Source organism: Streptomyces barringtoniae (assembly GCF_020819595.1).
In the GTDB taxonomy this organism is placed as follows: Bacteria; Actinomycetota; Actinomycetes; order Streptomycetales; family Streptomycetaceae; genus Streptomyces; species Streptomyces barringtoniae.
Map to the genome: position 1 here is coordinate 208,444 of NZ_JAJHNP010000010.1, position 22,141 is coordinate 230,584.

The window sequence follows — 22,141 nt, forward strand, 5'->3', positions numbered from 1 at the left end:
CCATCGGTGGCGCAGGAGGCGCCCGGTGGGCGGCTCGGGACGCGTCGGCGCTGGTGGCAGGGGAGGTGACGGGTGGTCAGGTCGGGGGCCGCGGCCTGGGGAGCCGGGGGCTCGGTCGGGGCCACGGGATGCCGATCCGTAATGCGCCGGTTACTCTACGCGGTCACTGGCCCGGCGCGTCGCCGTCCGCCTTGGAGGATTTGCACACTAATCTCCGTCACTGACGGAAGTCGATCTGTCACAGATCGTATCCACCACACGCGATGGAGATGAAATGCACAAGCTTCACAAGGCTGCCGTCCTGGTCGCCGCTCTCGGGAGCGTCGGGCTTCTGGCCTCTGGCACCGCCTACGCCGGCGGCGAGGGCGGTGGCGGCGGAGGCAGCAGCGTCCTGCAGAGCTCCAACTGCAAGTCGCACGACCTCAATGTCGACGTCCTCGGTGAGGTCGGAATCCTCAACGGCGTGCTGGGCAACGCGCTCAACGGCGAGGGCGACCCGGGCGCGCAGGACACCCACATCGGGTCGTCGATGGGCTGCAGCAACAGCGCCTTCTAAGAGGGCGGTTCGGTACCCCCTGACGGCGGATAGCGGCGGCCGGCCAGCTTCCGGTGGGCCGGCCGGCTCGCCCGCCGACGGCACGGGAGATGCGTGGCGACCTTGCAACGTGTGGATGCGTGCGAGGTCGCCACGCCCCAACCGTGTTCGTCACGGCGCTCTGCAGTCACGGTGAGCCGCGTTGACCAGCGGGTGCCGCAGACACCCGCATCCCCGTGAAAGACAGTGCACCGGGCCAAGCCCCCCACGACGACGAGTTCCGTGGGGGGCTTCAGTCGTGTCGTGTCGTTCGTACGGCTGTTGGGACATAGCTCTTCGCCGGAAACTTGACAGGATTCGACTCAGGTCAGGAGAGCGCGTTCGGCTGCGCGTTAGCCTCGGGCCAGACATCGCGCAAAAGCGGAGAAAGAGGAGGCAGTTGTGGCGAGGGTTCCCAGTGCAGTGGTGGCCGCTACCGGACTTGTCGGTGGGTACGGCGTGGCCCGGTGGACCAAGAAGCGGCAGCTGGGTGGGGCCGTGCTTGCCGTCGCCGGGGTCACCGCCGCCCAGCAGTGGCGCAAGCAGGCCGGCGGGAAGGCCGCCGGTGCGCTGAGCGCCGCCTACGTCGCCGCGTTCGCCGGGTCGCACCCCCTCGCGAAGAAGGTCGGCGCCTGGCCGTCCGTCCTCGGTGTCGCCGGCGCCGTCGCCCTCGCCTCCTGGGCCGTCGCCGACCGCAAGGCCTGAACCGACCGCACGGCCTGAACCGACGGCACAGCCTGAACCGACCGCACGGCCTGAGCAAACCGCACGGCCTGAGCCGACCGAGCCGACCGAGCCGACCGAGCCGACCGAGCCGACCGCAAAGCCTGAGCAGACCCCGGCGGCAGGCACAGCCGGAGCACCCCGCGCATCACCCCCGTCCCCCCTCTACAGCGCCCCCGCCCTGAACGCCCTCCGGTACGCCTGCGGGCTCGTCCCCACCACCCTCCGGAACCGCTCCCGGAAGGCCGTCGGCGAGCCGAAGCCCGTCTGTGCGGCGATCCGCTCCACCGGGTACGGCGTCGTCTCCAGCAGATGCTGTGCCCGCCGTACCCGCGCCCGGTGCAGCCACTGCAGCGGAGTCGTACCGGTCTGCTCGCGGAAGCGGCGGTTGAGGGTGCGGGTGCTCATGCCCGCCCGGTCCGCGATCTCGTCCACCGTCATGTCGCGGTCGCAGTGGTCCTCCAGCCAGTGCAGCAGCGGCTCCAAGGTGGCACCCGACGGCGCCGGGGGCAGGTCGTGGACGATGAACTGGGCCTGGCCGCCCTCCCGTTCCAGCGGCATCACCGACATCCGCGCCGCGTGCGCGGCGACCGCCGAGCCGAAGTCCTTGCGGATCATGTGCAGGCACATGTCCAGCGCCGCCGCCGCGCCCGCCGATGTCAGGAACTGGCCGTTGTCGACGTACAGGACGTTCGGGTCGACCGTCACCTCCGGGTGCCGCGCCGCCAGGTCCCCCGCCGCGCACCAGTGCGTCGTCGCGCGCAGGCCGTCCAGCAGGCCCGTCGCCGCGAAGAGGAACGCGCCCACACAGATCGAGGCGATCCGGGTGCCGTTCGCGGCTGCCGCGCGCAGTGCCTCGGTCACGCCCGGCGGCAGCTCCTCCGGCGGTTCCGCCACGCCCGGCAGGATGATCGTGTCCGCCTCCGCCAGCGCCTGAAGGCCGTACGGCGCCCGCACGGTGAAGGCCCCCGCGCTCACCTCCTCCCGCACCGAGCACACCCGTACCCGGTACGGCACCCGGCCGTCGGGCAGCCGCGCCCAGCCGAAGGTGTCGATGGGGGCGGAGAGGTCGAAGGGGATGACTCCGTCCAGCGCCAGTACGGCCACGGTGTGCATGGCGGGATCGTACGCCTACGCCGGATTGCCGCCAACGGCGCCCATCAGTGCCGTAATAGAGCTGCTCCCTGCCCTCCGCGTGGCGGGAATCCGTTGCTCCGTGTCACTTCCGCCACTTCTGCGGGATCCGGCCGCCGCCTACCGTCACCGCGTGACCAAGTTCCTCCTCGCCGTCCACGTCCTCGCCGCCATCGTCGCCGTAGGCCCCGTGACCGTCGCCGCCAGCATGTTCCCGCCCGCCGCGCGCCGGGCCCTCGCCGCGCCCGGCTCTCCAGGAGCCACCGGCGCTCCCGATGCCACCGGCACGCTGCACCTACTGCACGGCATCTGCCGGGTCTACGCCCTCGTCGGCGTCGTCGTCCCGGTCTTCGGGTTCGCCACCGCGAGCGAGATGGGCGTGCTCGGGAGCGCCTGGCTGATCGCGTCGATCGTGCTGACCGCTCTCGCCGCCGTCGTCCTCGCCGCGCTGGTGCTTCCCGCCCAGAGCGCGGTGGTGGAGGGCAGGGGCACCGATCCCGCGCGACTCGCCATGTACACAGGGATGTTCAACCTGCTGTGGGCCACCGTGACCGTACTGATGATCGTGCGGCCCGGCTCCACGACGGGGGCCTGACGACCTACGCCCTTACGGCGCACTCGGCGTACTCGGCGCGACCCGGCTCGCCACCGCCGTCAGCGGACGGGCGATGTCCTCCAGGGAGCGGCGCTCCGCCCGTACGGCCAGGACCGCTGCGACCAGGCCCGCCGCGCACATCAGGGCCGCGCCGATCGAGAAGGCCAGCACCGTGTCGCCGACCTTGCCCGTGCCGGTGAGGTCGGCGAACAGCAGGGGGCCGCTGATGCCGCCGGCCGCCGTGCCGAGGGCGTAGAAGAACGCGATGGACATCGCCCGCGTCTCCATGGGGAAGACCTCGGACACCGTCAGGTACGCGCTGGAGGCGCCCGCGGAGGCGAAGAACAGCACCGCGCACCAGCAGGCCGTCAGCGTGCCCGCGCTCAGCGAGCCCTGGTCGAACAGCCACGCCGTACCGAACAGGAGCAGGCCCGACAGCAGGTACGTCGAGGAGATCATCACCCGCCGGCCCACCGTGTCGAACAGCCTGCCCAGCAGCAGCGGGCCGAAGAAGTTGCCGACCGCGATCACCGCGAAGTAGTAGCCGGTGTGGCCGGAGGGCACGTCGAAGAACCTGGTCAGGATCGCGCCGAAGCCGAAGGTGATCGCGTTGTACAGGAACGCCTGGCCGATGAAGAGGGAGAAGCCGAGGACGGCCCGCCTGCGGTAGTGGCCGAAGACCGTACGGGCGATCTCCAGGAACGTCACGCTCTTGCGCTGGTGGATCTCCAACGCCTCGCCCCGCGGCTCGGGCAGCCGCTCGCCCTTCTCCTGCTCGACCTGCCGCTCGATGCCACGGACGATCTCCTCCGCCTCCCGGTCCCTGCCGTGGATCAGCAGCCAGCGCGGGCTCTCCGGGACGTGCCGCCGTACCAGGAGGATGACCAGGGCCAGTACGGCTCCGAGGGCGAAGGTCAGGCGCCAGCCGACGTTCCTGGCCAGCAGGTCCGTGTCGAGCGCCACGATCGACAGCAGCGAACCGCCCACCGCGCCCAGCCAGAAGCTGCCGTTGATGATCAGGTCCACCCGGCCGCGGTGGGCGGCCGGGATCAGCTCGTCGATCGCCGAGTTGATCGCCGCGTACTCACCGCCGATGCCGAAACCGGTCAGAAAGCGGAACAGGAAGAACCACCAGGCCTCCCAGGAGACGGCGGTCAGGGCCGTCGCCGCCAGGTACACCGCCAGGGTGATCATGAAGAGCCGCTTGCGGCCGAACCGGTCGGTCAGGCGCCCCCAGAAGAGGGCCCCCGAGCAGGCACCGGCCACATACAGCGCGGCGGCGGTGCCGGTGATCTGGCCCGAGGTGATCGACACCCCACTGCCCGGCTCGGCCAGCCGGCCGGCGATGTTGCCGACGACCGTGACCTCCAGACCGTCGAGGATCCAGACCGTCCCCAGGCCGATCACGATCGTCCAGTGCCAGCGGGACCAGGGCAGACGGTCCAGCCGGGCGGGGATGTCGGTGGTGATCGTACGGCCGGTCTGCGGCGACGGCGCCTCGGCTGCTGCGCTCATGGGCTCCCTCTCGTCGAAGGACGTCCCCCGCACGGGCGGGGACGGCATCACGGGTGCCCCCGACCGGCGCAACCACTCGGAACCGGTCCCGCTCAGGCTCCCAGCGTCCGCGTCACCGTATAGATCAGCAGTCCCGCCAGCGATCCCACCACCGTGCCATTGATCCGGATGAACTGCAGGTCGCGGCCGATGTGCGCCTCGATCTTCCGGGTGGTGTGCTCGGCGTCCCAGCCCGCCACCGTGTCCGTGATCAGCGAGGTGATCTCCGCGCGGTACGTCGTCACCACGTGCACCGCCGCACCCTCCACCCAGCTGTCCACCTTCCCCTGCACCTTCGGCTCGGTCGCCATCCGCGTCCCCAGCGACAGCAGCGCGCGCCGCACCCGCATCCGCAGCTCGCTCCGCTCGTCCTCCGCCGCCGCCACCACCATCGACCGCACGGCCGTCCAGGCCGACGCGATCAGATCCTGCACCTCGCCCCGGCCCAGCACGTCCCCCTTGAGCCGCTCCACCCGCGCCCGGGTGTCCGTGTCGGACTGCAGATCGGAGGCGAAGTCGGTGAGGAAACGGTCCAGCGCGCCACGCGCCGGATGGGAGGGCATGTCCCGCGTCTCGGTGACGAACCGCAACAGCTCCTTGTAGACCCGCTCGCCGACCTTCCGGTCCACGAACCGCGGCGTCCAGCCCGGCGCACCCCCCTCCACCGCCACCATCACATCGTCGCGGTGCAGCACCAGCCAGTCGTGCGCCCGGGCCACCACCAGGTCCACCGCCCGCCGGTGCCCGCCGTCGGCCACGACCTTCTCCAGCATCTTGCCGATACCCGGGGCAATCTCCTGCGAGTTCGCCCGCCGGGTGATCGCCTCACCCACGACCGCCTGCACATCGGAGTCCCGCAACACGGTCAGCGCACCCCGCAGCGCCGTCGCCAGCTCCGCCGTCACCCGGTCCGCATGCTCCGGCTCCGCCAGCCACGCCCCGAGCCGACTGCCGATGCCCACCGCGCGCAGCCGCTGCCGTACGACGTCCTCGGACAGGAAGTTCTCGCCGACGAACTCACCCAGCGAAACACCCAGCTGATCCTTCTTCGTCGGGATGATCGCCGTGTGCGGAATGGGCAGCCCCAGCGGATGCCGGAAGAGCGCCGTCACCGCGAACCAGTCGGCCAGCGCACCCACCATGCCGGCCTCGGCGGCCGCCGCCACATAGCCCGCCCACGGCCCGGCACCCTCGTGCGAGGCGAGCCTTGCCAGGACGTAGACCACCGCCACGAACAACAGCATGCAGGTCGCCGTGAGCTTCATGCGCCGCACCCCGCGCCGGCGCTCCTCGTCGGCCGGGGTGAAGGCCGTCATCGTCTTGTACGACACACCCCGCGCCGGCGCTGCTTCCGTCTCGGTCGGTTCCATCGGCTCCACCCGTTCAGCTCCACCCGCTCAGTGATCCCGTTCGGTGATCCCGCACACAATTGTCCCTTCCTGACCGACTCCCGGAACGGAACAAGAGTTCCCGGCGTCTGTAAGAAAGGGGGTTTGGGCAGGGCCCTGACAGCTCTGCCCGCCCCATGCCGCATCATGGGCTCATCAAGATCGGAGCCTCGGGCTCCCATCCCCGAGGAGAACAACACAAGCGTGACCAAGCGTCATGGCTATGCCGTACTCAGCGCACTCATCGCACTGGTCGCAGCCGTGTCCGCCGCCATCTACCTCACCGTGGCGGCCGACGACGGCACCCCGCGCGGCGCCCTCACCGACGGCCGCCCCCACCACGGCTCCTCCGTCGCCCCCGCCTCCACCGGCACCTGGGTCGGCGCCTGGTCCGCCTCCCCGGTGGGCGGCGAACCCGGCACCGAGACCGGAGGCCTCGCGGGCCGCTCCGTACGCAACATCGTCCACACCAGCACCGGCGGCACGAGCGCCCGGATCACGCTCTCCAACCTCTACGGCCACGAGCCGCTGACCATCACCCACGCCTCCCTCGCGCTCTCCGCCGGAGACGGCACCGCCGCGGCCGACCCGGACTCGATGCGCCGCCTCACCTTCGACGGCGCCACCAGCGTGGTCATACCCGCCGGCGAACAGATCGTCAGCGACGCCGTACGCCTCACCGTCCCCCACGACAGCGACGTCCTCGTCACCACCTACTCCCCCACCCCCTCCGGCCCCGTCACCTACCACCCGCACGCCCGGCAGATCTCCTACGTCGCCGACGGCGACGCCACCGAGGACGCGACCGGCACCCCCTACACCCAACAGACCCCGCACTGGCGGTACTTGACGGCCCTCGACGTCCTCAGCAACGAAGCCGACGGCACCGTCGTCGTCTTCGGCGACTCCATCACCGACGGCGTCACCTCCACCATCGGCGCCAACCACCGCTGGCCCGACATCCTCGCCGGGCGGCTGCGCACCGCGCTCGCAGGCGGACGGCAGGTACCCCGCTACAGCGTCGTCAACGAGGGCATCAGCGGCAACCAGGTCCTCGCCGACGGACTTGGCCGGCCCGCCGAGAACCAGAGCGGCCTCGGCCGCTTCGCCCGCGACGCCCTCACGCACCCGAACGTCAAGGCCGTCGTCATCGACCTCGGCGTCAACGACATCCTCCGCAACCCCCGCCTCGCCGACCCCGACAAGATCGTCACCGGCCTGCGCACCCTCGTCCGCGAAGCCCACGCCCGCGGCCTGAAAGTCGTCGGCGCCACACTCATGCCCTACCAGGGCCACCGCGGCTGGACCCCGGCCCGCGAGGCGGTACGCCAGCAGGTCAACACCGAGATCCGGGCCGGCGGGGTCTACGACGCGGTCATCGACTTCGACAAGGCCCTCCGCGACCCGTACGACCCCCGCCGCCTCCGCCCCGACTACGACTCCGGCGACCACCTGCACCCCAGCGACCTCGGCTTCGCCAGGATGGCCGGCGTCTTCGACCTGAACACGCTCAAGGGCGCCGGGCAGACGGAACTGTAGGTACGGGCGAGGAACACCGCCGGGACGACCGGGATACTGACTGGCATGACCCGCTTGATCCTCGCCACCCGCAACGCCGGAAAGATCACCGAGCTGAGGGCCATCCTCGCCGACGCCGGACTCCCCCACGAGCTGGTGGGCGCCGACGCCCGCCCCGACATCCCCGACGTCAAGGAAACAGGCGTCACCTTCGCCGAGAACGCCCTGCTCAAGGCCCACGCCCTCGCCCAGGCCACCGGCCTGCCCGCGGTCGCCGACGACTCCGGCCTCTGCGTCGACGTCCTCGGCGGCGCCCCCGGCATCTTCTCCGCCCGCTGGTCCGGCCGCCACGGCGACGACAAGGCCAACCTGGACCTGCTCCTGGCCCAGCTCGCCGACATCACGGACGAACACCGGGGGGCCCACTTCGCGTGCGCGGCGGCCCTGGCACTGCCGGACGGGCGTGAGCGGGTGGTCGAGGGCCGCCTGAGGGGCGTGCTCCGGCACACCCCCGCCGGCACGAACGGCTTCGGCTACGACCCGATCCTCCAGCCGGAGGGCGAGACCCGGACCTGCGCCGAGCTGAGCCCCGAGGAGAAGAACGCGATCAGCCACCGGGGGAAGGCGTTCCGGGCGTTGGTGCCGGTGGTTCGGGAGCTGTTGGGCTGAGATTACGGAGAGGCCCCGCACCTTTGAAACGAAGGTGCGGGGCCCATTTTGCCTGTGCGCCCGGTCGGATTTGAACCGACAACACCAGGCTTCTAAGGCCTGTCTCTCTGCCATTGGAGTACGAGCGCGTGCCCGGGTCTACTTTACTGGGCGAGAGTATGCCGTTGCCGACCACCTCGGCACCAGGTGCTCGTAGTCGCGTGGCAGTTGGGGCACAGCAGCCGCAGATTCTCGCGCCGGTCGTCGCTCCAGTCGCCGTTGATGTGGTCGATCTCCAGCGTCATCGGCTGCCCGAACCACTCCGGCCCGACGCCGCACTCGGCGCACTCCTCCGGAATGCCCACCTCATGGAGCGCACGGCGCAGCAGGTGGGTACGCGTCCGGCGTCGGCCGTCGTGCTTGACCAGGATGTCCTCGGGGCGCCTGATGCGGTCCGTGCGGGTCTTGCCTCGTTGGTGCGCCTGCCCCAGGAAGTGCGCGGTCGAGATGCCCTCTTCGGCGACCCACTCACGCAACAAGGCCCGTTGCGTGCCGGTGTCCGGGCACCCAAGGCGGCGCAGCGTCTCTGCGATGGAGATCGACTCGGCGACCGCTATGCGCAACTCCTCGGGTGCCCGGCGGCGGGGGCTGCCGGAGTCGGAGAAGTGCGAGATGTCGATCCTGAAGTGGGCGAATCGCCGCACGAGGTAGCGACGCAGCTTGCCGTACGGGCTGGTGCCGAAGAAGGCGATGACCTCATCCAGGCTCGCGCACTGCTCGGCAGCCTCAGCCAACCGCTCACGGGTGTACTGCAGGCCACTGCTCATACGGCCCCACCCTGAGACCGACCCTTGCCGCGTCCGCGGTAATTGTCCGTGGTCGAGTGGCAGTTGGGGCAGAGGAGCCGAAGGTTCTCGATGCGGTTGTCACGCCAGTTCCCGTCGATGTGATCGACCTCCAGCGGGAGCGGACGGCCCCGCCACACCGGCTCCGTGCCGCACCGGGCACAGCGCTCCGGCAAGCCAACGGACATCATCGCCCACTTGAGCCGGTCGCTCGGGATGCGCCGAGCCTGGCCGACCGGCTGCTCGACGAGCAGGGCCTCCGGCGTTCGGGCCCGCCAGGGCTTTCCTCGCTGCGTCGGCAGCTGGAAGTGCGAGGTGTCGATCCCGTACGCCTTGATCCTGCGGCTGATGTGCGTGTGGTGGCCGCCCACGACCTCCAGGCCGAGATGGCGCAGCACCTCGCACATGTTCGTGGAGGCAGCCACGGCCCCCTCAAGCAGTTCCCTCGTCCACTTCACCCCCTCCCTCTCGAAGTGGGAGACATCCACCCCGAGCTTCTTCATCCGCCCCAGGACATAGCGCCGCGTCGAACTCCTCGGATCCACCCCCAGCCTCTCCAACGCCTCCGACAACGTCCGCGCCCCGCGAGCCGCTTCCTCCAGCCGTTCCCTGCTGTACGCGCCGGCCCCCATCGAGCCCCCTCCGTTCCGGGCGTGCGTTCGCCGCCCGTACGGAGTAACGAACCGGTTATCGGACAGTCACGCACGGAAAGAGAAAGCGGCCCACACCGGAATGTCCCGATGCGAGCCGCCGGCCGCGGAAAAGGCGCCTCAGATACCCAGATCCTTGATGATCTTGGCCACGTGGCCCGTGGCGCGGACGTTGTAGAGGGCTCGTTCGACCTTGCCCTCCTCGTCCACGACGATCGTGGAGCGGATGACGCCCATGTACGTCTTGCCGTAGTTCTTCTTCTCGCCGTACGCGCCGTAGGCCTCGGTGACCGTCTTCTCCGGGTCGGCCAGCAGCTTGACCTTCAGGGACTCCTTCTCGCGGAACTTCGCCAGTTTCTCCGGGGTGTCGGGGCTGATGCCGAGCACGTCGTAGCCGGCGGAGGCCAGGACGTCCAGGTTGTCGGTGAAGTCGCAGGCCTGCTTGGTGCAGCCGGGGGTAAGGGCGGCGGGGTAGAAGTAGACGATGACCTTGCGGCCCTTGTGGGAGGACAGGGAGACCTCGTTGCCGTCGGCATCGGGGAGGGTGAAGGCGGGGGCCACGTCCCCCGGCTGGAGTCGCTCGCTCATCGGGCCAGGGTAACCGGGGGGCCTTGCGGTGCGCCGGGAGGAGAAGCTGACAGACTGTCCGGGACAGCATCAGGAGACTTCGGAGGCCGTACGGTGGCGGACACGTCGGACACCAGAACCCCGGCGCAGATCGAGGCGGACATCAAGCGCCGCCGCGAAGTGCTGGCCGAGACGCTCGACGAGATCGGGGTGCGGGTGCATCCGCAGACGATCATCGGGGACGCCAGGGCCAAGGTCGTCGCCAATATCGATCACACGGTCGGGCGGGCGTACGTGCAGGTCAACCGGGTGGTGAGTGAGGTGCGCGCGCAGTTCGTCGATGGAGAGGGCGGGGTGCGGCTGGAGCGGGTGGTGCCCGTCGCGGTGCTCGCCGTCGGTGTGGTGGGGCTGTTTGCCGTGGGCCGCAGGCGGCGCAAGGGCTGACCCGGGCGCAGCCCGGCGTGGTGAAGGCAGGTAGGTTCGAAGCGTGAGCGCCAACAGAAACCAGCACAGCACCCCCCATCACGACAAGCTTCCCATCCGGATGCTGCACGACCGGGTTCTGGTCAAGCAGGAGACCGGTGAGGGCGAGCGGCGGTCGGGGGGCGGCATTCTGATTCCCGCCACCGCGGCGGTCGGGCGGCGGCTGGCCTGGGCCGAGGTTGTCGCGGTCGGGCAGAACGTACGGACCGTGGAACCGGGTGACCGGGTTCTGTTCGATCCGGAGGACCGGGCCGAGGTCGAGGTGCGGGGTGTGGCGTACGTGCTCATGCGCGAGCGGGATCTGCACGCCGTGGCCGCGGACCGTTTCGAGGGGTCGGAGGACTCCACCGGTCTGTATCTCTGAGTCCGTACCGGTAAAGGGGCTGGTGACCGTGGTCACCGGCCCCTTTGTCGTTCCTTTGCTATGTTCGAAGGCGTCAGCCCGACGAGACGCGCCGTACCGGGATCCTCGACCTTCAGGCAAAGACGACGCACCCCCGTTCAGAGATTCCTTCCGGAGGTGCCTGTCATGGCCTGGGTTCTGCTTGTCGTCGCCGGTCTGCTGGAGGTGGGCTGGTCGATCGGGATGAAGTACAGCGAGGGCTTCTCCCGGCTGGTGCCCAGTGTGTTCACCGGTGCGGGGATCGCCGCCAGCATGGTTCTGCTGTCGTACGCCGCGAAGTCCCTGCCCATCGGTACCGCGTACGGCGTGTGGGTGGGCATCGGGGCGGCCGGTGCGGCGGTGCTCGGCATGGTGGTGCTGGGTGAGCCGGTCACCGCCGCCCGGATCTTCTTCGTGTGTCTGCTGCTGGTCGCCGTGGTGGGGCTGAAGGCGACCAGCGGTCACTGAGACGTCAACGGGGCGTCACCGGGGGTCAGATGGCTGGGTCGCCACCTCCGGCGCCGGCGGCCGTGCCTGTCGTACCGCCGCCGCCGTCGGTTCCCCCGCCGGTGGTCGTGCCGCCGCCGTCGGTTCCGCCGCCGGTGGTCGTGCCGCCGCCGGTCGTGCCGCCGCCGTCGGTTCCGCCGCCCGTGGTCGTACCACCGCCTGTGGTCGTACCTCCGCCGGTCGTGGTGCCGCCGCCGGTGGTGCCGGTGCCGCCGGTGGTGGTCGGGCCGCCGGTGGTGGGGGTGCCGGTGGTGCCGCCGGTGGTCGGGCTGGTGGTCGGGCCGCCGGTGGGGGTGCCGGTGGTGCCGCCGTTGTTCTGGCCGACGGTCGTGCCCGGCGGGACCGAGCCGGTGGCGCTGGGCGGCTGCGGCTGGTCGGCGCCCGGCTGCAGCTGGAGGTCGAAGTCGGAGGCCGGCTTGTTCTTCAGCGCGTCCGCCGTGTACTGGGCCCAGATCTGGGTGGGCGGGCCGCCGCCGTTCATACGGGGCTGGCCGAGGGCGCCGTACAGCGGCATGTGCTTGGCCGTCACCGGGTCCTGGCCCATGACCGAGACCACCGTGGCCAGGTCGGGGGTGTAACCGGCGAACCAGGCGGCGGTGTCGTTCTCGGCGGTACCGGTCTTGCCGGCCGCCGGGCGGCCCGCGGCCTGTGCGGAGGTGGCGGTGCCGTTGTCGACCACGCTCTGCAGGATGGACGTGGTGGTGTCGGCGGCCTCGCGGCTGACGGCCTGCTTGACGGGCTGCTGGGGCAGCTTGACCGTGTCCGTGCCGTCCTTGGTGATCTTCTCGATCATGGTGTACGTGCCGTGCTGGCCGTGGTTGGCGAGCGTGGCGTAGGACTCCGCCATGTCCAGCACGCTGGCGGTGGCGGTGCCGAGGGCGATGGACGGGGACGGGTACAGGTCCGGGGTGTCGGAGGGGACACCGAGGTCGATCGCGGTCTGCTTGACCTTCGACGGGCCGACGTCGGCGGCCATCTGCGCGTAGACGGCGTTCACGGACAGGTCGGTCGCCTTGGTGACGGTGATCTGGCCGTACGACTTCTGGTCCTCGTTCTGCGGGCTGTAGGGCGCGCCGCTCCAGCCCTCGACGAGCCGCTCGTTGGTGCCGTCGTACATGGTGTTCGGGGTGATGGTGCGGCCGTCCTGGGTGGTCGAGGCGTTCTGCACCGCCGAGGTGAAGACGAAGGGCTTGAAGGTGGAGCCGACCTGGAAGTCGCCGCGGGTCGCGCCGTTGGTGTACTGCTTCACGTAGTCGATACCGCCATACATGGCGACGACCTTGCCGGTCTTCGGGTCGACGGAGGCGCCGCCCGCGCGGACGTACCTGTCCACCTTGTTGTTCTTCTTGTCCAGCTTGGCGATCAGCTGGTCGTTGACCGCCTTGACGAAGGCGTTCTGCCTGTTCTTCTGGATGGTGGTGGTGATGCGGTAGCCGCCGGTCGCGAGCTGGTCGTCGGTGAGGATGTTGTTGGTGGTCAGGTAGTGCTTGACCGCCTCGACGAGGTAGCCGCGCTGGCCGGACATGCCGGTGGAGACGGTCTGCTCCTTCGGCATCGGGAACTTCATCCCGGCGCGCGCGGACTGGCTGAGCCAGCCCTTCTTGACCATGCCGTCCAGGACGTAGTTCCAGCGGGCGACGGCCGCGGCCTTGTTCTCGGGGTGGGCGACGACGTCGTACTCGCTGGGCGCGTTGACGAGCGCGGCGAGGTAGGCGGCGCGGGCCGGGTCGAGGTTCTGGGCGTCCACGCCGTAGTAGGCCTGGGCGGCGGACTGGATGCCGTAGGCGTTGCGGCCGAAGTAGCTGGTGTTGAGGTAGCCCTCAAGGATCTCGTCCTTGGACTTGTTGCGGTCCAGCTTGATCGAGATGAAGAACTCCTTGGCCTTGCGGGTGACCGTCTGCTCCTGGCCCAGGTAGTAGTTCTTCACGTACTGCTGGGTGATCGTCGAGCCGGACTGCTTGCCCTTGCCGGTCGCCGTGTTCCAGGCGGCGCGGAGCATCGCCTTGGGGTCGATGGCCGACTCGGTGTAGAAGTCGCGGTCCTCGGCGGCCAGTACGGCGTGCTGGGCGTCCTTGGAGACCTGGGCGAGGCTGACGTTCTCCCGGTTGATCTGGCCGTCGCGGGCCAGCTGGGAGCCGTCGGCGTAGAGGTAGACGTTGGCCTGCTTGGTGGCGAGGGCGTTGGCCGGCGGGATGTTGACCATGGAGTAGCCGAGGAAGAAGAGGCCGACGAGCAGCATGATGCCGATGACGAAGGTGCCGAGCACCAGGCGCCAGGTCGGGATGATCCGCCGCCATCCGGTCCGCTTGGGCCGCTTCGGCTTCCTGCCCTTGCCGGACCCTGCGGAGGCCTGGCCGTCCGGGGAGGCGGCGAGGGCGGTGCCGGCCTGGCCGGGGGTTGCGCCGGGGGTCTGCCGGGGGGTCTTGGCTCCGGGGCCGGTACGGGGGCCGGGGGTGGCGGCGCCCACCGCGCCCGCCGCGCCCGCGGCACCTGCCGGGGAGGCGTGAGCGGCGGCACCGGCGGCGGCAGCACCGGCGGCACCGGCTGTCCGGGCGGGTCGGCCGGGGCCGGCGGGTCGGGAGCCGGTCGTGTGGGACGTGCGGCCGGTGGCGGCCGGCTTCGTCGCCGGGGAGGCGGCCTCGGCGGAACCTCCGGGCTCACCGGCGCGGGGCGCGCTGACCCGCCGGAGCACCTGCGTGGTCTCGGGCGCCTGGGCCTGCTCAGCGGGCTTGCCGGGTTCCTCCGGAGACGCCTGGGGTCCCCGGGGCGGGGTGACGCGCCGGAGGACCTGGGTGCTCTCCGCCGGCTGCGGCTCCTTGGGCGCGCGGGCTCCGGGGACGTGCGGCTTCTCCGAGGTGCCCGACTTGCCGAAAATTTCCCCCTTGCCGGAAACACTCTGATTGACGGAAGCATCGCGTTTGTCGGATGTTTCACGCTCGGACGCCGAGCCCGCACCCGAAACCGACGCGTCACCGGAGTCCGACACACCGCGGGAGGCGGAAGCACCGCGGGAGGGCGAGGTGCCACCAGAACCCGTGGCCCCACCAGAGCCCGTAGCCCCAGCAGAACCCGTAGCCCCAGCAGAGCCCGAAGCGCCGCCAGAGGCCGACGCGCCCCGGGCGGCCGACGCACCGCCGGAGACCGAAGCCCCACCAGAGGCCGACGCACCACGAGAGGCCGAAGCCCCACCAGCGCCGGGAGCTCCACCATGGGCCGAAGCGCCGCCGGAGGGCGAAGCGCCATCAGGAGCCGACGCCCCACGCGAGGCCGAACCAGCGCCCGAGGTCGAGGCACCCCCAGAGGCCGACGCACCACGAGAGCCCGAAGCCCCACCAGAACCCGGAGCTCCACCAGGGGTCGAAGCACCGCCGGAGGGCGAGGCGCCCCCAGAGGCCGACGCGCCGGCACGGGCCGAAGCTCCACCAGAGCCCGAAGCTCCACCAGAAGGCGAAGCGCCACCAGAGCTCGGAGCCCCACCGGAGCCCGAAGCCCCGCCCGAGGCCGAAGCCCCACCGGAGCCCGAGGGCGGTTCGCTGCCGGGTGTCGTCGGGCCGGTCTGGTCCGTGTGGGCGTCCCGGGCTGCCTGGCGGGCGCGGGCGATGGAGGCCGTGCGGTCCTGGGGCGCGGGCGCCTCGTCCGAGGGCTTCCGGGTCGCCGAACCGTCACCGGCACCGGCGCCCCCGGAGCGGGGTGTGCCGGGCTCTCTCGGCCCCTTCACGTCGGCTGCGTTCCTCGTCCCCTTGTCCGGGGCGGCGGCCGTCTCCTCGTGGCCCCCCGGGTCGCCGGGGCCTTCAGCCGGCAGCGGCTTTCTCGGCGGCACGCCTTCGGTCGGCTGCTGCGGCTGCGGCTCGTCGCTCATGTCGTGCACGGACTCCTGTTTCGTCGTACGTTCCCGTACGCCTCGTACGCTCTTCTGCGCCCCCAGTTTGAAGACTCTCGCACCTGGCGTTCCGTTCCCGGATTCCAGCACGCTTCGGGCACGAAATTGCGTGGCCGGTCGCCGGGCCCGGGGCTAAGCTCCTGCGCTTCGGTGTCGAGCGGTCCCGGGAGGTGGACTGGCGTGGGCGCGGGACGGTTGTACGTGGCCGTCGCGGCGGGGGGATTCAGACGGTACGCGACGTATCGGGCCGCCACTGCGGCAGGGGTGTTCACGAACACCGTCTTCGGGTTGATCCTCGTCTATACGTATCGGGCGCTGTGGGACGAGCGGCCGCACCTGGGCGGGTGGGATCAGTCGCAGGTCGTGACGTATGTGTGGCTGGGGCAGGCGTTCCTGTCGACGCTCGCGATCGGCGGCGGGGGCGTCGAGAACGAGTTGATGGAACGCATCCGTACGGGGGACGTGGCGATCGACCTGTACCGGCCCGCCGACCTGCAGCTGTGGTGGCTGGCGACGGACCTGGGCCGGGCGTTCTTCCAGTTGCTGGGGCGGGGGCTGGTGCCCTTCGTCTTCGGTGCCCTGTGCTTCCCGGTGTACCTGCCGACGGACGTGGGCACCTGGGTCGCCTTCCTCGTCGCCGTACTGCTGGCGATGATCGTCGGGTTCGGCCTGCGGTACCTGGTGGCGCTCAGCACGTTCTGGTTCCTGGACGGTACGGGTGTGGCGCAGATGTCGTGGCTCGTCGGCTTCTTCTGCTCGGGCATGCTGCTGCCGCTGAACATCTTCCCGGGGGCGCTCGGCGAGGTCGTACGGGCGCTGCCGTGGTCCTCGCTGCTGCAGGCGCCGGCCCAGATCCTGCTGGGGCATGCGGACCCGCTGGGCACGTACGTGTTCCAGGGGGCGTGGGCGGTGGTGCTGCTGGGTGCCGGGCGGCTGGTGCAGTCGGCGGCGACGCGCAGGGTGGTGGTCCAGGGTGGGTGAGACCGGCACCGGCCGGGTGCGGGAGGGCGTGCGGGCCTATCTGATGATCGCCGGGATGTGGATCAGGTCGACGATGGCCTACCGAGCCTCGTTCGTGATGACCACGTTCGGCAACTTCTCGGCGACCCTCCTCGACTTCGTCGGGATCATGCTGATGTTCTCGCGGGTGGACGTGCTCGGCGGCTGGTCACTGCCGGAGGTGGCCTTCCTGTACGGGCTGTCCGGCACGGCCTTCGGTCTTGCCGACCTGGTGATCGGCTCGATGGAGCGGCTGGGGCGGCGGGTGCGCGACGGCACGCTGGACACGCTGCTGGTGCGGCCGGCGCCGGTGCTGGCGCAGGTGGCGGCCGACCAGTTCGCCCTGCGCAGGCTGGGCCGGGTGGTGCAGGGCCTGCTGGTGCTCACCTGGGCGGTGGCGCGGCTGGACATCGACTGGACGCCGCTGAAGCTGCTGCTGATGCCGGTGATGGTGGTGAGTGGCTGCGGGATCTTCTGCGCGGTGTTCGTGGCGGGGGCGGCCTTCCAGTTCCTGGCGTCGGACGCCTCGGAGGTGCAGAACGCCTTCACCTACGGCGGTACGACGCTGCTGCAGTATCCGCCGACGGTGTTCGCGAAGGAGCTGGTGCGCGGGGTGACGTTCGTGCTGCCGCTGGCCTTCGTCAACTGGCTGCCCGCGACCTATGTGCTGGGGCGGCCGTATCCGCTGGGGCTGCCCCAGTGGCTGGCGTTCGCACCGCCGCTGGTGGCGGCGGGCTGCTGCGCGCTGGCGGGGCTGGCCTGGCGGGCGGGTCTTCGTTCGTATCGGAGTACAGGGAGCTGACGCGGTGGCGGACAACGGTTTCATCTCGCTGGAGAAGGTCGAGAAGGTCTTCGAGGTGCGCAGGAAGACCGGTTTCCTGAGGCGGGAGCGGCGCGAGGTGCGGGCGGTGGACTCGCTCTCGTTCGCGGTGGCGCGCGGGGAGATGGTCGGGTACATCGGGCCGAACGGCGCCGGGAAGTCGACCACGATCAAGATGCTGACCGGGATTCTGACGCCGAGCGCGGGCAGGCTGCGGGTGGCGGGCATCGATCCGTCGCGGGAGCGGCGGCGCCTGGCGCACCGGATCGGGGTGGTGTTCGGGCAGCGTACGACCCTGTGGTGGGACCTGCCGCTGATCGACTCCTACCGGCTGGCGCACCGCATGTACCGGATCCCGGACGCGCGTTACCGCGAGAACCTGGACCGGTGCGTGGAACTGCTGGAGCTGGGCGCCCTGTTGGACGTGCCGGTACGGCAGCTGTCGCTCGGGCAGCGGATGCGCGGGGACATCGCGGCGGCCCTGCTGCACGACCCGGAGGTGCTGTACCTGGACGAGCCGACGATCGGACTGGATGTCGTGTCGAAGGCGAAGGTCCGCGGTTTCCTGCGGGAGTTGAATGCCGAGCGGGGCACGACCGTGCTGCTGACCACGCACGACCTGCAGGACATCGAGCAGTTGTGCTCGCGGGTGATGGTGATCGACCACGGCCGGCTGGTGTACGACGGTCCGCTCGCGGGGCTGCACGAGGCCGGGGAGAGCGAGCGGACGCTGGTGGTGGACCTGGAGCGGGAACTGCCGCCGGTCGAGGTGCCGTCGGCGCGCGTGGTGCGGGTGGAGGGGCCGCGGCAGTGGCTGGCGTTCCCGGCGGGGCAGTCGGCGGCGCCGCTCGTGGCGTATCTCGCGGCGGAGTATCCGCTGGTGGACCTGTCGGTGCGGGAGCCGGACATCGAGGCGGTCATCGCGAAGATGTACGCGGAGAAGGCGGTCTCGTAGGCTGCTGTCATGACCGACGACGCAAGTCCGGACCTCCGGGCGTCCGACAGCGACCGTGAGCGGGTCGCCGAGGTCCTGCGGGACGCTCTGGCCGAGGGCCGCCTCGACATGGCGGAGTTCGAGGAGCGGCTGGAGGCGACGTACAAGGCGCGTACGTACGGCGAGCTGGCGCCGATCACCCGCGACCTTCCGGCCTCCGGCGCACCGGCGCCCGCCCCGGTCTCCTTCACCAAGGAACCGGCGCCGAGCGGGGGTTGGGCCGGGCGGATCGTCGGGGGCGAGGGGTCCTCGGCGGGTGCGGTGGCCATCATGTCGGGCTTTCAGCGCAAGGGCCGCTGGACGGTGCCGAAGCGGTTCAACTGCTTCGCGTTCTGGGGTGGGGGCGAGATCGACCTGCGGGAGGCGGACTTCGCGGACCGCGAGGTCGAGATCAACTGTGTGGCGATCATGGGCGGTGTGCAGGTCATCGTGCCGCCGGGGGTCGAGGTCGTCGTGCGCGGCATCGGCATCATGGGCGGCTTCGACCATCCCCGCGACGACGGCCCGCCCGAGCCGGGCGCCCCGCGGGTGGTCATCGGCGGCCTTGCGTTCTGGGGCGGGGTGGATGTGACCCGCAAGCTCACCCGCGCGGAGCAGCAACTGCTGAAGGAGCAGCGCCGCCGGGAGAAGCTGGAGCGCAGGGAGTCCCGGCAGGAGCTGCACCAGGCCCGGCGTGAGGAGCGCCGCGAGGAGCGGGAGCGGCGTCGGGGGTACTGAGCCCCCGGTTCACTTCGTGCAGACCTTGGTCAGTTCGCCGGCCGCGTCGGTGACCGGGCTCACGTCCGGGGTCTTGTCGCCGTTCTTGATGGCCGTACGCACGTTCCCCACGGCTTTCCTCAGGTCGTCGACGGCCTTGTTGACGTCGGCGTTGTCGGTCCTGTCGCCGATCTTGTCGAGGTTCTTCTCGATGGAGTCGAGGGATGTGCCGGCCTGGGTGGGGTCGTTGGCCGCGTTCTCCACCGCCTGCTGGAGGTCGGTGACGCTGTCGGCGATGGAGTCGGCGGTCTGCACGCAGTCCAGGGCCTTGTTCACGGCGTCGCAGCCGGTGGTGAGGCCGGTGGTGAGCGCGGCGAGCGCCACGGCGGCGACGGCGGTGAGACGGCGTCGGCGTGGGCTGACGTCCATGGTGGTGTTCCCCTCCCCTGGCAGGGCCCCTGTGGCCCGGTAAGGCTGCCGTACCCCTAGGACGCCGAGGAGGGCGCGCGGGTTGCCCGCGCGCCCTCCTTTCTTTTGGTCCGCCCTTTACTTCGCGAGCATGGCTTCGAGGGCCGCGCGCTGGTGGGCGGTGAGCTCGGCGCAGCCGGTGACGGCGAGGTCGAGCAGGGCGTCGAGTTCGTCGCGGGCGAAGGGCTCGGCCTCGGCGGTGCCCTGGACCTCGACGAAGCGGCCGTCGCCGGTGCAGACGACGTTCATGTCGGTTTCGGCGCGCACGTCCTCCTCGTAGCAGAGGTCGAGGAGGGGGACGCCGCCGACGATGCCGACGGAGACGGCGGAGACGGTGCCGGTGAGCGGCTGCCGGCCGGCCTTGATCAGCTTCTTGCCCTGGGCCCAGCCGACGGCGTCGGCGAGGGCGACGTAGGCGCCGGTGATCGCCGCGGTGCGGGTGCCGCCGTCGGCCTGGAGGACGTCGCAGTCGAGGACGATGGTGTTCTCGCCGAGCGCCTTGTAGTCGATGACGGCGCGCAGGGAGCGGCCGATGAGCCGGGAGATCTCGTGCGTACGGCCGCCGATCTTGCCCTTGACGGACTCGCGGTCGCCGCGGGTGTTGGTGGCGCGGGGCAGCATGGCGTACTCCGCGGTGACCCAGCCCTCGCCGCTGCCCTTGCGCCAGCGCGGGACGCCCTCGGTCACGGAGGCGGTGCAGAACACCTTGGTGTCGCCGAAGGAGACGAGGACGGAGCCCTCGGCGTGCTTGCTCCAGCCGCGTTCGATGGTGACCGGGCGGAGCTGTTGGGGGGTACGGCCGTCGATGCGAGACATGGCAAGGAGCCTAGCCGTACCTGTGGAAGGGGCTCCTCCCGCATCGGGAAGCGCCCCTTCGGAGGTGAGCCGCGGGGCTCACATCATGTCTTCGATCTCCGCGGCGATCGGGTCGGCGTCGGTGCCGATGACGACCTGGATGGCGGTGCCCATCTTGACGACGCCGTGGGCGCCGGCGGCCTTCAGGGCGGTCTCGTCGACCAGGGAGGGGTCGGACACCTCGGTGCGCAGCCGGGTGATGCAGCCCTCGATCTCCTCGATGTTGTCGATACCGCCGAGGCCGGCGACGATCTTCTCAGCCTTGCTGGCCATGTCCTGTCTCCCTGAATTCCCTGATCCGAACCGCTATGTCGCAGTAACCCACAGTTGGCCCATCTTCGCGAGCGGTCATGCCGTGCGTGCCGAATGATGGCGGTCACGACAGCGGAACCGTCCGCGGACTGGTCTACACCACAGGGGGTACGGTCGCCAAACCGCCTCCGACTCAAGTGGCCGGAGGACGCCATGAGTGCCGAGAGCGCATCCGCCGACAGCACGGTCAGCCCGGGAAGGGAGCGCTGGAACCGCCTGTTCCAGGGCCTGCAGAAGATGGGCCGCAGCCTGCAGCTGCCGATCGCGGTGCTGCCGGCGGCGGGCATCCTCAACCGGCTCGGGCAGCCGGACGTGTTCGGCGACCAGGGCCTGGGCTGGACGGACGTCTCCCGGGTCATGATGGGCGCGGGCGGCGCCCTGCTCGACGGCTCGCTCGGGCTTCCGCTGCTGTTCTGCGTGGGTGTGGCGATCGGCATGGCGAAGAAGGCGGACGGTTCGACCGCGCTCGCGGCGGTGGCGGGCTTTCTCGTCTACTACGGGGTGCTGCACCAGTTCCCGAAGGCCTGCCCCGGCGGTTCCAAGGCGATTCCGCAGGTCGGCTGCCAGGTGAGCGTCGGCGCGGGCGCGGGCTCGGTGACGCCGTTCACCTTCCAGAACCCGGGCGTCTTCGGCGGCATCGTCATGGGCCTGCTGGCCGCCTTCTTCTGGGCCCGCTACCACCGCACCCGGCTGGTGGACTGGCTGGGCTTCTTCAACGGGCGCCGGCTGGTGCCGATCATCATGGCGTTCGTCGCCATCTTCTTCGCCGCGCTGTGCCTGTGGATCTGGCCGCCGATCGGCGCCGGGCTGGAGAGCTTCAGCCGCTGGCTGCGGGACATCGGCTCCTGGGGCGCGGGCGTCTTCGGCATCGCCAACCGGTCGCTGCTCGTCATCGGCCTGCACCAGTTCCTGAACGTGCCCATCTGGTTCCAGTTCGGCAGCTACACCAAGCCCGACGGCACGGTGGTGCACGGCGACATCAACATGTTCCTGGCCGGGGACCCGCACGCGGGCCAGTTCACCTCGGGCTTCTTCCCGATCATGATGTTCGCGCTGCCGGCCGCCGCGCTGGCCATGACGCACTGCGCCAGGCCCGGCCGCCGCAAGGAGATCGGCGGGCTGATGCTGTCGGTGGCGCTGACGTCGTTCGTCACGGGCATCACCGAGCCGATCGAGTACTCCTTCCTCTTCATCGCGCCCCTGCTCTACGCCGTCCACGCCGTGCTCACCGGTGTCTCGATGGCGGTGACGTGGGGGCTCGGGGTGCACGACGGGTTCAGCTTCTCGGCCGGCCTCATCGACTACGTGATCAACTGGAACCTGGCGACGAGACCCTGGGCGATCATCCCGATCGGCCTGTGCTTCGCGGCGGTGTACTACGCCGTCTTCCGGTTCGCGATCACCAGGTTCGACCTGCGGACACCGGGCCGTGAGCCGGAGGACGAGGTCGAGGACGTGACCAAGGTCTGACGGCACACGCCGCGTAGCGCTGTCGTAGCGGATTTCGTTGTTCCTTATCCCGCCTTCATCGTGCTACAACAGGTCTACA

Annotated in this window: 23 protein-coding genes, 1 tRNA gene and 1 riboswitch; of the genes, 13 read left to right on the plus strand and 11 right to left on the minus strand. The window is 70.5% G+C overall.

The window, feature by feature from the left end:
• Window positions 1-274 precede the first annotated feature (274 nt).
• Together LMU33_RS20190 and LMU33_RS20195 are read left to right on the plus strand one after the other, a co-directional pair.
• Window positions 275-556: a hypothetical protein gene (locus LMU33_RS20190; protein ID WP_228621888.1), complete on the plus strand. Its 282-nt coding sequence runs from the start codon at window positions 275-277 to the stop codon at window positions 554-556.
• A gap of 420 nt (window positions 557-976) precedes the next feature.
• Window positions 977-1,279: a hypothetical protein gene (locus LMU33_RS20195; RefSeq protein ID WP_228621889.1), complete on the plus strand. Its 303-nt coding sequence runs from the start codon at window positions 977-979 to the stop codon at window positions 1,277-1,279.
• 183 nt (window positions 1,280-1,462) lie between these two features.
• On the opposite strand, the gene LMU33_RS20200 is transcribed toward LMU33_RS20195, so the two are convergent.
• Window positions 1,463-2,413 (minus strand): GlxA family transcriptional regulator, encoded by a 951-nt coding sequence (locus LMU33_RS20200; RefSeq protein ID WP_228621890.1) that lies wholly within the window; start codon window positions 2,411-2,413, stop codon window positions 1,463-1,465.
• A gap of 151 nt (window positions 2,414-2,564) precedes the next feature.
• Here LMU33_RS20200 and LMU33_RS20205 point away from each other — a divergent pair, with 151 nt between their 5' ends.
• Window positions 2,565-3,026, plus strand: coding sequence for a hypothetical protein (locus LMU33_RS20205; RefSeq protein ID WP_228621891.1), 462 nt, complete (start codon window positions 2,565-2,567; stop codon window positions 3,024-3,026).
• Window positions 3,027-3,038: 12 nt separating this feature from the next.
• Here LMU33_RS20205 and LMU33_RS20210 read toward each other — a convergent pair whose 3' ends face one another.
• Together LMU33_RS20210 and LMU33_RS20215 are read right to left on the minus strand one after the other, a co-directional pair.
• Entirely contained in the window at window positions 3,039-4,541 is a 1,503-nt protein-coding gene (locus tag LMU33_RS20210) for an MFS transporter (RefSeq protein WP_228621892.1), read from the minus strand.
• 92 nt (window positions 4,542-4,633) lie between these two features.
• Window positions 4,634-5,950: a DUF445 domain-containing protein gene (locus LMU33_RS20215; protein ID WP_228621893.1), complete on the minus strand. Its 1,317-nt coding sequence runs from the start codon at window positions 5,948-5,950 to the stop codon at window positions 4,634-4,636.
• Between the two features lie 222 nt (window positions 5,951-6,172).
• Between LMU33_RS20215 and LMU33_RS20220 the strand changes: the two genes are divergently transcribed.
• Window positions 6,173-7,507, plus strand: a complete 1,335-nt coding sequence (locus LMU33_RS20220) for an SGNH/GDSL hydrolase family protein (RefSeq protein ID WP_228621894.1) — start codon at window positions 6,173-6,175, stop codon at window positions 7,505-7,507.
• A 45-nt stretch (window positions 7,508-7,552) separates the two neighbouring features.
• Window positions 7,553-8,155, plus strand: a complete 603-nt coding sequence (rdgB, locus tag LMU33_RS20225; protein ID WP_228621895.1) for an RdgB/HAM1 family non-canonical purine NTP pyrophosphatase — start codon at window positions 7,553-7,555, stop codon at window positions 8,153-8,155.
• Window positions 8,156-8,210: 55 nt separating this feature from the next.
• Here rdgB and LMU33_RS20230 read toward each other — a convergent pair.
• The 4 genes from LMU33_RS20230 to bcp form a co-directional block, all read right to left on the minus strand.
• A tRNA-Leu gene (locus LMU33_RS20230) sits at window positions 8,211-8,283 on the minus strand.
• Window positions 8,284-8,298: 15 nt separating this feature from the next.
• The gene (locus LMU33_RS20235; protein WP_228621896.1) at window positions 8,299-8,961 is read right to left on the minus strand and encodes an HNH endonuclease; all 663 of its coding nucleotides are present in this window, start codon (window positions 8,959-8,961) and stop codon (window positions 8,299-8,301) included.
• Window positions 8,958-9,611, minus strand: coding sequence for an HNH endonuclease signature motif containing protein (locus tag LMU33_RS20240; RefSeq protein ID WP_228621897.1), 654 nt, complete (start codon window positions 9,609-9,611; stop codon window positions 8,958-8,960). Before LMU33_RS20240 ends, LMU33_RS20235 begins: the two co-directional genes overlap by 4 nt.
• Before the next feature lie 138 nt (window positions 9,612-9,749).
• Complete coding sequence (gene bcp, locus LMU33_RS20245) at window positions 9,750-10,217, minus strand: thioredoxin-dependent thiol peroxidase (RefSeq protein ID WP_228621898.1); 468 nt, start codon at window positions 10,215-10,217, stop codon at window positions 9,750-9,752.
• Between the two features lie 93 nt (window positions 10,218-10,310).
• Here bcp and LMU33_RS20250 point away from each other — a divergent pair, with 93 nt between their 5' ends.
• The 3 genes from LMU33_RS20250 to sugE all read left to right on the plus strand — a co-directional run bounded on the left by LMU33_RS20250 (window position 10,311) and on the right by sugE (window position 11,529).
• Window positions 10,311-10,640 carry a DUF3618 domain-containing protein gene (locus tag LMU33_RS20250; RefSeq protein WP_228621899.1) on the plus strand — a complete coding sequence of 110 codons (330 nt, stop codon included), beginning with the start codon at window positions 10,311-10,313 and terminating at the stop codon, window positions 10,638-10,640.
• A gap of 43 nt (window positions 10,641-10,683) precedes the next feature.
• On the plus strand, window positions 10,684-11,043 hold the full coding sequence (locus tag LMU33_RS20255; protein ID WP_031159553.1) for a GroES family chaperonin: 360 nt from the start codon (window positions 10,684-10,686) through the stop codon (window positions 11,041-11,043).
• Window positions 11,044-11,095: 52 nt separating this feature from the next.
• Window positions 11,096-11,175: riboswitch (guanidine-III (ykkC-III) riboswitch) on the plus strand.
• A gap of 33 nt (window positions 11,176-11,208) precedes the next feature.
• The gene (gene sugE / locus LMU33_RS20260) at window positions 11,209-11,529 is read left to right on the plus strand and encodes a quaternary ammonium compound efflux SMR transporter SugE (RefSeq protein WP_228621900.1); all 321 of its coding nucleotides are present in this window, start codon (window positions 11,209-11,211) and stop codon (window positions 11,527-11,529) included.
• Window positions 11,530-11,554: 25 nt separating this feature from the next.
• Here sugE and LMU33_RS41420 read toward each other — a convergent pair whose 3' ends face one another.
• On the minus strand, window positions 11,555-14,035 hold the full coding sequence (locus LMU33_RS41420) for a transglycosylase domain-containing protein (RefSeq protein WP_372478033.1): 2,481 nt from the start codon (window positions 14,033-14,035) through the stop codon (window positions 11,555-11,557).
• A 1,593-nt stretch (window positions 14,036-15,628) separates the two neighbouring features.
• Here LMU33_RS41420 and LMU33_RS20270 point away from each other — a divergent pair.
• From LMU33_RS20270 to LMU33_RS20285, 4 genes are read left to right on the plus strand one after another with little or no spacing between them, the layout of a single operon-like run.
• Window positions 15,629-16,429 carry an ABC transporter permease gene (locus LMU33_RS20270; RefSeq protein WP_228621902.1) on the plus strand — a complete coding sequence of 267 codons (801 nt, stop codon included), beginning with the start codon at window positions 15,629-15,631 and terminating at the stop codon, window positions 16,427-16,429.
• A gap of 43 nt (window positions 16,430-16,472) precedes the next feature.
• A complete protein-coding gene (locus tag LMU33_RS20275) occupies window positions 16,473-17,249 on the plus strand; it encodes an ABC transporter permease (protein WP_228622008.1) in 777 nt (258 codons plus the stop codon).
• Window positions 17,250-17,253: 4 nt separating this feature from the next.
• Window positions 17,254-18,222, plus strand: a complete 969-nt coding sequence (locus LMU33_RS20280) for an ABC transporter ATP-binding protein (protein WP_228621903.1) — start codon at window positions 17,254-17,256, stop codon at window positions 18,220-18,222.
• Window positions 18,223-18,231: 9 nt separating this feature from the next.
• Window positions 18,232-18,978 carry a DUF1707 SHOCT-like domain-containing protein gene (locus LMU33_RS20285; protein WP_228621904.1) on the plus strand — a complete coding sequence of 249 codons (747 nt, stop codon included), beginning with the start codon at window positions 18,232-18,234 and terminating at the stop codon, window positions 18,976-18,978.
• A 9-nt stretch (window positions 18,979-18,987) separates the two neighbouring features.
• On the opposite strand, the gene LMU33_RS20290 is transcribed toward LMU33_RS20285, so the two are convergent.
• From LMU33_RS20290 to LMU33_RS20300, 3 genes are all read right to left on the minus strand, one after another.
• On the minus strand, window positions 18,988-19,386 hold the full coding sequence (locus tag LMU33_RS20290; RefSeq protein ID WP_228621905.1) for a hypothetical protein: 399 nt from the start codon (window positions 19,384-19,386) through the stop codon (window positions 18,988-18,990).
• Window positions 19,387-19,503: 117 nt separating this feature from the next.
• The gene (rph, locus tag LMU33_RS20295; RefSeq protein WP_228621906.1) at window positions 19,504-20,241 is read right to left on the minus strand and encodes a ribonuclease PH; all 738 of its coding nucleotides are present in this window, start codon (window positions 20,239-20,241) and stop codon (window positions 19,504-19,506) included.
• A gap of 78 nt (window positions 20,242-20,319) precedes the next feature.
• On the minus strand, window positions 20,320-20,553 hold the full coding sequence (locus tag LMU33_RS20300) for a PTS sugar transporter subunit IIB (RefSeq protein ID WP_069780600.1): 234 nt from the start codon (window positions 20,551-20,553) through the stop codon (window positions 20,320-20,322).
• 192 nt (window positions 20,554-20,745) lie between these two features.
• Here LMU33_RS20300 and LMU33_RS20305 point away from each other — a divergent pair, with 192 nt between their 5' ends.
• Window positions 20,746-22,062, plus strand: coding sequence for a PTS transporter subunit EIIC (locus tag LMU33_RS20305; protein WP_228621907.1), 1,317 nt, complete (start codon window positions 20,746-20,748; stop codon window positions 22,060-22,062).
• Window positions 22,063-22,141: the final 79 nt, after the last annotated feature.

What these genes read in the sequence shown, in the direction of transcription:
- LMU33_RS20190 (WP_228621888.1), top strand. Translation starts at nt 275, where the DNA reads ATGCACAAGCTTCACAAGGCTGCCGTCCTGGTCGCCGCTCTCGGGAGC.
- LMU33_RS20200 (WP_228621890.1), bottom strand. Translation starts at nt 2,413, where the DNA reads ATGCACACCGTGGCCGTACTGGCGCTGGACGGAGTCATCCCCTTCGAC.
- LMU33_RS20210 (WP_228621892.1), bottom strand. Translation starts at nt 4,541, where the DNA reads ATGAGCGCAGCAGCCGAGGCGCCGTCGCCGCAGACCGGCCGTACGATC.
- LMU33_RS20215 (WP_228621893.1), bottom strand. Translation starts at nt 5,950, where the DNA reads ATGGAACCGACCGAGACGGAAGCAGCGCCGGCGCGGGGTGTGTCGTAC.
- rdgB (WP_228621895.1), top strand. Translation starts at nt 7,553, where the DNA reads ATGACCCGCTTGATCCTCGCCACCCGCAACGCCGGAAAGATCACCGAG.
- LMU33_RS20235 (WP_228621896.1), bottom strand. Translation starts at nt 8,961, where the DNA reads ATGAGCAGTGGCCTGCAGTACACCCGTGAGCGGTTGGCTGAGGCTGCC.
- LMU33_RS20240 (WP_228621897.1), bottom strand. Translation starts at nt 9,611, where the DNA reads ATGGGGGCCGGCGCGTACAGCAGGGAACGGCTGGAGGAAGCGGCTCGC.
- bcp (WP_228621898.1), bottom strand. Translation starts at nt 10,217, where the DNA reads ATGAGCGAGCGACTCCAGCCGGGGGACGTGGCCCCCGCCTTCACCCTC.
- sugE (WP_228621900.1), top strand. Translation starts at nt 11,209, where the DNA reads ATGGCCTGGGTTCTGCTTGTCGTCGCCGGTCTGCTGGAGGTGGGCTGG.
- LMU33_RS20275 (WP_228622008.1), top strand. Translation starts at nt 16,473, where the DNA reads ATGATCGCCGGGATGTGGATCAGGTCGACGATGGCCTACCGAGCCTCG.
- LMU33_RS20285 (WP_228621904.1), top strand. Translation starts at nt 18,232, where the DNA reads ATGACCGACGACGCAAGTCCGGACCTCCGGGCGTCCGACAGCGACCGT.
- LMU33_RS20290 (WP_228621905.1), bottom strand. Translation starts at nt 19,386, where the DNA reads ATGGACGTCAGCCCACGCCGACGCCGTCTCACCGCCGTCGCCGCCGTG.
- rph (WP_228621906.1), bottom strand. Translation starts at nt 20,241, where the DNA reads ATGTCTCGCATCGACGGCCGTACCCCCCAACAGCTCCGCCCGGTCACC.
- LMU33_RS20300 (WP_069780600.1), bottom strand. Translation starts at nt 20,553, where the DNA reads ATGGCCAGCAAGGCTGAGAAGATCGTCGCCGGCCTCGGCGGTATCGAC.
- LMU33_RS20305 (WP_228621907.1), top strand. Translation starts at nt 20,746, where the DNA reads ATGAGTGCCGAGAGCGCATCCGCCGACAGCACGGTCAGCCCGGGAAGG.